Here is a 2,182-nt window from a genome sequence, read left to right on the forward strand (position 1 = left end):
GGCGGAGATGCACATGCATACTATACCGCTGTTACAGGATATATTCCATGGACTACACAAACTCCTTCAAATGCTTTAGGTTCATTTAATACTACTGCTGATACACAACAGAAGGTTACTTACACTATATATCTTGATGGTGCAGATCCTGATTGCTACAACTCTTGTGCTGGTTGGGATATTGCATTCGATTTACAATTCACAATTTAATTTAGAATATATGGCGCCGCTAAATAGGCTGGCGGCGCCTATTTCTATTAAATTATAGAAAGCCTACTATAAATAAATCAAGAGATATTTGAAAAAATATTTGAGATTTATTTGTATCAAGCATAAAAATCCTCGATTTTGAGATTTTTAAAAACGAGGATAAGAAAAATCTAGATCTTTGAAAATTTTATATGATTATTTTTGTGGAACAAAAGATTGTTTATTCTTTAAAAGAGAAAAGATAACTCTAACTAGCTTTTTGGCAATATGACCAATTGCTACGAAATGATGCTTACCTTCATTAATCTTTTTTAGATAATAATCCTTAAATGTTTTATCCCATTTCCAAATACCAGATGAAACTTGGTGAATAGCCCATCTTAAATATTTAGAACCACGTTTTGATATTTTAGTATGTGATGCTTCAAATTCACCAGATTGATAGACACTTGGATCTAAACCAGCGAAAGCTAATAATTGATCTGGTGATGTAAAATTATTAATATCACCTATTTCAGATATAATCATTGCACCTGTAATGATACCAACTCCTGGAATAGAAGTAATAATTTTACCATATTCTGTTTCATTTAATTCAATTTCAATTTGTTTATTATATATTTCAATTTGAGATTGGTAGAAACGAATCATATCAATTGTGTGTTGAAGTTCAAAACCAAGATAATCTTCAGATTGTCCAATTGATAATTTGGCAGTTTCAATTATTTTAGAAGCACTAACATTGCATCTATGGTGTAATAGCTTATCAATGCTTGATTCATGTGCTCTAGCCATCTTTTTAGGTGTTGGATATGCGTATAAGATATTTAATACAGATTCAGTATAATCTGATGAAAATAGGCTTAAAAACTCAGGGAATATCACATTTACTAGCCTTTGAAAGATTAATTTTTGTTGAGTTTGTTGCTTAACAATTGTAAACCTTTGTCTTGTTAGTGACTTTAAAGCGTCAATGTGATATGATAATAATGTATAGGGTTTGAAGTCAAATCGATTCTTATCTAGGAATCTACAGATGGCTTCGGCATCTAATTTATCGTTTTTGGTTTTACGAACTGAAGATGCCTTAATATCCATACTGGTTAAAATGGGATTGATTAAAGAGACTTGGTAACCCTCTTTAATCAAATAAAGAAGAATATTTTTGCAGTAATGCCCTGTTGATTCTAATCCTATACGCACATTTGAATCTTTAGTTGACTCCACAAAATCCTTAATAGAATTGTGGAGTTTTTTTAATCCATTAATATCATTCTTGATGGTAATGGATTTCTTAGAGAACACTTCACCTGTATCTCTTTGAATGAAAAAGTCGTGTTTTTGTGAGGCAGCGTCTATGCCTACATAGATCATAATATCTTGTCCTTTCATGATTAACACTGGTGCTACCTACAATTTCTAATTCACGTTACCTCGTTATTGATGAACCAATCACTTAATGTGTTGTAACCTACTCATAACCATATAGAATTAAAAACTGTAGCTATTTCCTTTCGTAACCAGTCAAGCTGTAAGGAGATACAAAATAGTCTACAGTGTTATCAAAGATATAATAACATGTATTCAATATCACTTGAATATTAAATAGATGTTTATGTATTAACATCATTAAATAATTAATACAAATATATTATACGAGGATATTATTATGACCCTAAGCAAGGTGGTTTAAATTCAATTAAGGTTATCTTACCAGCTTTATGTCCGAATATGAAAAATGCATATCATAATTTAAGCGTTGTACATAAGGGGGATGAAGCATTAATTATATTCTTCAAGATGTTAGAATTAAAGGAAAAAGATAATAACGAATATGAAAGAATTAGAAAAGGTATGCTTGAATACTGTGAGTTAGATACAAAATCGATGGTAGAAATACTAGCTGTATTAAGAAAAAGTATAGATTATTAATCTACATTTCTGAAGGCCAATAAGCTATACTTTTAAAATT

General features: G+C 30.2%; 3 protein-coding genes. 2 read left to right on the plus strand and 1 reads right to left on the minus strand.

Features of this window, described 5'->3' with window-relative positions; all coding sequences use genetic code 11:
- The coding region (locus SPJ17_RS05825) for a hypothetical protein (protein WP_321093475.1) at positions 1-210 on the plus strand (210 nt) is incomplete at its 5' end.
- 195 nt (positions 211-405) lie between these two features.
- Here SPJ17_RS05825 and SPJ17_RS05830 read toward each other — a convergent pair.
- Positions 406-1,602 carry an IS110 family transposase gene (locus tag SPJ17_RS05830; RefSeq protein ID WP_321093478.1) on the minus strand — a complete coding sequence of 399 codons (1,197 nt, stop codon included), beginning with the start codon at positions 1,600-1,602 and terminating at the stop codon, positions 406-408.
- A 339-nt stretch (positions 1,603-1,941) separates the two neighbouring features.
- Here SPJ17_RS05830 and SPJ17_RS05835 point away from each other — a divergent pair, with 339 nt between their 5' ends.
- On the plus strand, positions 1,942-2,142 hold the full coding sequence (locus SPJ17_RS05835; protein WP_321093480.1) for a hypothetical protein: 201 nt from the start codon (positions 1,942-1,944) through the stop codon (positions 2,140-2,142).
- Positions 2,143-2,182 lie beyond the last annotated feature (40 nt).

Origin of the sequence: Anaeroplasma sp., assembly GCF_034179385.1 — a bacterium.
GTDB lineage: Bacteria > Bacillota_I > Bacilli_A > Acholeplasmatales > Anaeroplasmataceae > Anaeroplasma.

Excerpts from the sequence above, each read along its gene's own strand:
- SPJ17_RS05830 (WP_321093478.1), bottom strand. The coding sequence starts at position 1,602 with ATGAAAGGACAAGATATTATGATCTATGTAGGCATAGACGCTGCCTCA.
- SPJ17_RS05835 (WP_321093480.1), top strand. The coding sequence starts at position 1,942 with ATGAAAAATGCATATCATAATTTAAGCGTTGTACATAAGGGGGATGAA.